Raw genomic sequence first — 5,079 nt, 5'->3', positions numbered from 1 at the left:
CACCAGTTGACAAAGAGCCGATATTAATAGTGTGCATAAAAAAAGATTATTAAATTCTAGAATTTAATAATCTTTTTGTTTTATTTTTTAACTGTTTTCTTTAATGGTCCAGTCCAGTTTGTTAATCCACCTTCAAGTTGATAGATGTTTTCATATCCTTTTCCGTAAAGAACTAATGCGGCACGTTTACATACCTTACCTTTTTCACAATATAAGTAAATTGGTAAGTCACGACGTAATTTACCTGGGTTACGTGTTAACATTACAAATGGAATGTTACGAGCCCCGTTGATATGTCCTTGATCAAATTCCTCTTTTTTGCGGAGGTCTACTAATTGTCCTTTACGCATATTCTCAACGAATTCTTTTTCTGATAAATTCACGACAGCCTTTTTTGATTCACGGCGCATCATAATAAATAGTCCTAAAATGATCCCTAAAATAATCGCAATGATTAATAATCTCCAATCCATCATTAGAACCTCCTTTTTCTTAATTATAATAATATTTTACAGAATTTTAAGATAAAAATAAAGCACTTTTATAGGGATATCGTGGGAGTTTTTAAAACAATCAGGGATAAAATACTAAGAGATTAGGAAAAGGCTAAAAAAAGAGGTTTTATTAGGCAAAAAAGGGCGGGTTTGCATGGACAATTTAATCATTAATCGTTATAATTAAATACGGAAATGATTATCATACTACTAGGAGTAGTTTGTATAGTGTGCAAGGAGGATTTTTATGATTTCTACAAATGATTTTAAAACAGGAATGACAATCGATTACGAAGGAAACTTATTCCAAGTTATCGAATTCCAACACGTTAAACCAGGTAAAGGGCAAGCGTTCGTACGTTCTAAATTACGTAACTTACGTACTGGAGCTGTTATTGATAATACATTCAATGCAGGTGAAAAAGTTAAACGTGCTCACATTGAAAAATCAACAATGCAATTCTTATACTCAATGGGTGAGGAATATGTATTCATGAACAATGAAACATATGAGCAATTAGAAATCCCAGTTGCACAATTAGATTATGAGAAAAACTTCTTAGTTGAAGGTATGGAAGTTAAAATCAATACATTCAACAGCGAAATTTTAGGGGTTGAAGTACCTGAAAAAGTAACTTTAGAAGTTGTTGAATGTGAACCAGGTGTGAAAGGAAACACAGCTTCAAATGCAACTAAGAGTGCAACAGTTTCAACTGGATACTCTTTACAAGTTCCATTATTCGTTGAAGTTGGAGATAAATTAATCATCAACACTAACGATGGACGTTATGTTTCTCGTGGGTAATCGTTTATAATTGAATGATTCTGAAAGACTTAAAAGGCTGCTGCTTTTTAAGTCTTTTTTTATTTTCTAAAACAAGTCAAGAAATAGGTGTTTAAAGGTACGAGAGGGAGGTGTTTTTCCGACAGTGAAAACAATAGGTGATTTGTTTTAAGGCGTTTTAAGCAGGAATATGACGTGTATTTAATAGATGATAGAGGGTACGAGGTAAGAATGGTCTGAAAGTATCATTTTTTTCTTTAAGAGGACATAAGGTTAAGTAGCAAATTTTAATGAAAGGATGAGGTGTAAGAGACATGCCGATAGTTGATGTAACGGGATTACTAAGGTTTGCAGGAGTTGCGTTTATGCTTGGATTTGTTGCGTTGTTTTTTAAAAAGTTTGATGTTGGAAAGGAAATAAGTGAGTTAGTCATGCTAGCTGGGTATGTTTATATGTTAGTCTTTATTGTGCAACTCATTGAAGTTTTAATGACGAGTTTACGAACGATTTTTATGCTATAAAGGAGGGGGCCATCATTGATATTGTCAAAATACTTACACTCGTAATTGCATGTGCCATTATTTATTTATTATTAAATGAAGTCAATTCAAAATACGCCAAATGCTTTAGCTTAGTTTTGCTAACGTATTTTTTTATGATGGCCTTACAACTCTTATCAAGTATGATTGGAGAAATCACTAACGTCTTTTTGAATTTTAATGTAGAGCAGCAGTATGTGACAATTATTATTCGATTAATTGGGATTGTGTATTATGCAGAATTCGTTAGCTTTTTGTTAACGGAAGCGAGTTTGGGTAATGTTGGAAAGATGTTTGAGTACATCGTTAAGTTGTATTTAATTGGATATAGCTTACCCATGATTATTACACTCTTTGAACTTATCTTATCAGTCGTCTAACTAATTTATGTACTAGGAGGGGGAGCAATGGATGGAGCAAGTGTGGATCTATCATCTTTTGAAAATATTTGGGCTGAGATTTACAGTCAATATGATTGGCTCATCAATGCGGACTACTTAGATAAATCCAATCTGTTAAATGTTGAGAATTTTAATATTGTTGGATTTTTTCAATCGCTAGGTGATTATGCGATGCATGAATTATCCACGGGTTTTTCTCAATTTAAAAGTATTTTAATTTTTTTGTTGATTATCGCATTGTTTCAAAATATTCAATCCTCGTTTTCAACGAAGTATGAGAAAATCACGAATACCGTTTTAAAACTAGTTTTGATGGTTCAGCTCTTTCAGTTATTTATTTTTTATCATGATTATGTATTAGATATTTTAACGAGGTATATGAATATTGTCGTCGCGATTTTTCCAATTTTATTATCGTTGATTACGATTACGGGTGCTCTTTGGAATCAGGCGTTATTTAAACCTGCGGTTGTCTTTTTAATTAATGCTTCTTATTTCTTTATTAACGCGATTAGTATGCCTTTAACAGTCGTTGGGACGATTTTTGGCTTTATTAATCAGATTAATATTGAAGACTTGTACGGTCGTTTAATTGAATTTATTAATAAAATTGCGATTTGGACATTAGGTGGCTATTTTGCCTTTTTTTTAACATTAATGTCCATTCAGAATATAACACTTAGCTTTGCGGACGGATTGTTTTTTCGAACGACACAAAACTTAATGAATCATATCCCTGTGATTGGAACGCGTTTTACAGATACGGTTGTCTCAGTTGTTTCGACGTTATCCATTTTAAGAAATAGTGTTGGGCTACTTAGTGTAATTACTTTAGTCGTCGTCGTGGCATTCCCAGTGATAAAGGTTGGTGTTAGCCTAATTTTATTTCGTTTATTAGGAGCGGTGATTCAACCGATTATTAGCAAAGATTATATTAAAATTTTAGATGTCTTTAATACGGGGATGACGAATTTACTCGTCATTATGATTATTATTGGTGTCATGTTTATCTTTACATTCTTCATTATTTTATACAGTTCAAATATGATGCTACTAACGAACTAATTCTAGGTGACAAGTTTTGAGGAGATGGGAAAAGATATGCTATATGAATACGCAAAGCAAATAATCGCTATGTTTTTTTTGATAGCTATTGTCAATTTATTGGTTATTCCGGCTTCCTATAAGAAAATAATTACATTTTATCTTCACTTTTTTATCATAGTTATCATTTTAAAGCCGGTGATTAGTATAATGAATAATGAAGTTAGTTCATTCATTGATTCGATTTCATTTATCAATGAAGAGGAATTTGATCAATCCATTCAGTATTACCAAGGGCTAGTTGAAATTGATTTATCGAAAGTAACGATGGCTGAGATTGAGACATTAGTTCGTCAAGCTGAAAGTGGATGCCAAGTTCAAATCGTGGGATTTGATTTCAGTGAAGTGCTAACGCTAGAGATGGTTGAGACTGAGGAGGAGGCAAAAACGTGCGTGCTCAATAAATTAGGTCTTAATCGGGAGGATGTCGTTTTTAAGAGGGGAGGTCGATGAAAAGAGGCAACTAAATTGGAATCTAACATGAGGTGAGATAGGGGGTAGAAGATGTGGAAAAGAAACCGACAGAAAAGTCAGGGTCAATAAGCTTAACAATTCGTAAGGTAATGACTGATCTAGGACCATTTAGAATCATCATGTTGATTGGAGCCATCTTTGTGGTGTCATTCTTGTTAAAAGATGATTTTAGCTCTCTGTCTGGGAATCATTTATCTTCGGCACCATCTGTCGAGGCAAGACACAAAGAACAGATCACAGCTTTATTTGATTCAATAGAAGGAGTAACAGTCGATAGTATAAATATCTCATATAAATCGGTTGCTGATTCTTCAACGACACTCTTTGTTTCAAGTCAAACAGATACTGTTTCAAATGGCGTTGTGATCGTCTATCGAGGGACGATTAAAGCACCTTATGATGTGACGCATGCCATCAGTTTGTTGCTTGATGTTCCAATTCATCAAATTTCATTATTAAATGCATCTGAACTAGGGGGAAATTAAAATGAACAAAAATTCATATGTAACAGCCGCATTATTTGTAGTTTTCGTATTATTAACTGTATTCTATATTAGTATTGGAGATAGCAAGGATTCAACAACGAATAAAGTGGGGTCAACATCAACGTTACCACAAGCAAATTTAGAGATTAATCCAACAGACGCTCAAAGTGGAAGTGAGTTAGTTTCAAACCAAGAGTCTGGAGATGATGAGACAGAGACAGCGGGAACATCATCTGAGGTTAGTGCTATTCAAGTGCAAAGAACTGAGGCAGCTAAAGCTAAAAGCCAATTACAAGCTGATTTAACAGCGATTATTGCAAGCAAAGATGCTGATGCTGAAGAAAAAAGTGAAGCAAAAGATAATTTAGAAAAAATTAATAAAGATGCACAACATGAAAGTATTCTTGAATCGATGATTAAAGCAAAAGGATATTCAGATGTTTTAGTTCGAGTGAACGAGGAGACTGTTCAAGTTCATTTACAATTATCTGAATCCCAATCAGAACCGACATTAGAACAAACAAACGAAATTATTATGATGGTAAAAACAGAATTTACAACTGATCCAGATGTTTTGGTTCAATTAACGCCAATTAATTAAGAATAAAAAAATGAGCCAGGTCGATGGGGTGCTTGGCTCATTTTTTAAAATAGCTCTGTTAGACAATTTTTTTGGTAACAAATCGCTTGATCTCAACGATTATTACATCCCGTTTTTAAAGATTCTATCTAGTTCAAGCGGCTAAATAACGAATCACAACCGTTTCGTCTAACAGGTTTTTTGGTTCTATAATATTT

At 33.5% G+C, this 5,079-nt stretch carries 8 protein-coding genes; 7 read left to right on the top strand and 1 reads right to left on the bottom strand.

Translation table 11 applies throughout. The annotated features are described in order from the left end of the window. Nucleotides 1-80: 80 nt before the first annotated feature. Entirely contained in the window at nt 81-473 is a 393-nt protein-coding gene (locus NEH74_RS12630; RefSeq protein WP_055276578.1) for a rhodanese-like domain-containing protein, read from the bottom strand. A gap of 268 nt (nt 474-741) precedes the next feature. On the opposite strand from NEH74_RS12630, the gene efp reads away from it, so the two are divergent. From efp to NEH74_RS12595, 7 genes are all read left to right on the top strand, one after another. Continuing rightward, entirely contained in the window at nt 742-1,299 is a 558-nt protein-coding gene (efp, locus tag NEH74_RS12625; RefSeq protein WP_055244815.1) for an elongation factor P, read from the top strand. A 293-nt stretch (nt 1,300-1,592) separates the two neighbouring features. Beyond that, the gene (locus NEH74_RS12620) at nt 1,593-1,799 is read left to right on the top strand and encodes a SpoIIIAC/SpoIIIAD family protein (protein WP_055276576.1); all 207 of its coding nucleotides are present in this window, start codon (nt 1,593-1,595) and stop codon (nt 1,797-1,799) included. Between the two features lie 137 nt (nt 1,800-1,936). Then, the gene (locus NEH74_RS12615) at nt 1,937-2,197 is read left to right on the top strand and encodes a stage III sporulation protein AD (protein ID WP_237297145.1); all 261 of its coding nucleotides are present in this window, start codon (nt 1,937-1,939) and stop codon (nt 2,195-2,197) included. Between the two features lie 27 nt (nt 2,198-2,224). Further along, nucleotides 2,225-3,283, top strand: a complete 1,059-nt coding sequence (locus NEH74_RS12610) for a stage III sporulation protein AE (RefSeq protein WP_055276575.1) — start codon at nt 2,225-2,227, stop codon at nt 3,281-3,283. A gap of 24 nt (nt 3,284-3,307) precedes the next feature. Beyond that, nucleotides 3,308-3,775 (top strand): stage III sporulation protein AF, encoded by a 468-nt coding sequence (locus NEH74_RS12605; RefSeq protein ID WP_144436932.1) that lies wholly within the window; start codon nt 3,308-3,310, stop codon nt 3,773-3,775. Between the two features lie 53 nt (nt 3,776-3,828). Further along, the gene (locus NEH74_RS12600; protein ID WP_055306050.1) at nt 3,829-4,281 is read left to right on the top strand and encodes a hypothetical protein; all 453 of its coding nucleotides are present in this window, start codon (nt 3,829-3,831) and stop codon (nt 4,279-4,281) included. Between the two features lies 1 nt (nt 4,282). Continuing rightward, nucleotides 4,283-4,882, top strand: a complete 600-nt coding sequence (locus NEH74_RS12595; RefSeq protein WP_055276568.1) for a SpoIIIAH-like family protein — start codon at nt 4,283-4,285, stop codon at nt 4,880-4,882. Nucleotides 4,883-5,079: the final 197 nt, after the last annotated feature.

It is taken from the genome of Turicibacter sp. GALT-G1 (assembly GCF_025594995.1).
Lineage (GTDB): Bacteria > Bacillota_I > Bacilli_A > MOL361 > Turicibacteraceae > Turicibacter > Turicibacter bilis.
Note: the sequence above shows the minus strand (reverse complement) of the source record. Positions and strands in the feature narration are given on the sequence as shown.

Bases quoted from the DNA above. Each gene is read 5' to 3' on its own strand.
- NEH74_RS12595 (WP_055276568.1), top strand. From the start codon at position 4,283: ATGAACAAAAATTCATATGTAACAGCCGCATTATTTGTAGTTTTCGTA.
- NEH74_RS12620 (WP_055276576.1), top strand. From the start codon at position 1,593: ATGCCGATAGTTGATGTAACGGGATTACTAAGGTTTGCAGGAGTTGCG.
- NEH74_RS12615 (WP_237297145.1), top strand. From the start codon at position 1,937: ATGGCCTTACAACTCTTATCAAGTATGATTGGAGAAATCACTAACGTC.
- efp (WP_055244815.1), top strand. From the start codon at position 742: ATGATTTCTACAAATGATTTTAAAACAGGAATGACAATCGATTACGAA.
- NEH74_RS12610 (WP_055276575.1), top strand. From the start codon at position 2,225: ATGGATGGAGCAAGTGTGGATCTATCATCTTTTGAAAATATTTGGGCT.
- NEH74_RS12630 (WP_055276578.1), bottom strand. From the start codon at position 473: ATGGATTGGAGATTATTAATCATTGCGATTATTTTAGGGATCATTTTA.
- NEH74_RS12605 (WP_144436932.1), top strand. From the start codon at position 3,308: ATGGGAAAAGATATGCTATATGAATACGCAAAGCAAATAATCGCTATG.